1 pseudogene is annotated in these 238 nt (G+C 40.3%); it reads right to left on the bottom strand.

The features are described from left to right. Window positions 1–180 (bottom strand): annotated as a pseudogene (locus AAEY62_RS24590) (multifunctional CCA addition/repair protein); the annotation flags it as partial. Window positions 181–238 lie beyond the last annotated feature (58 nt).

Below are 238 nucleotides of genomic sequence, written 5' to 3' on the forward strand. Positions count from 1 at the left end.
TTTGGTTTTTGGGTGTAAGTAAACCGGAAAGTCGCTACCTATTGGCACAAAGCCTAACGCTTCCATTGTCTGTGGCGTTTCGCCAATAACAACATAATCGTTGTCATTTGATGCTCTTTTTAGCAGTAAATCACGCACTGCACCACCAACTAGGTAAACCTGCTCCAATGCTTTATCCACGTAACCTCCAAAAACAAATACCAAAACTGCAATTAATGGTACTAATTATACCCAAAAC

The sequence above is a fragment of the Pseudoalteromonas sp. GW168-MNA-CIBAN-0100 genome (assembly GCF_040309225.1).
Classification (GTDB): Bacteria; Pseudomonadota; Gammaproteobacteria; order Enterobacterales; family Alteromonadaceae; genus Pseudoalteromonas; species Pseudoalteromonas arctica.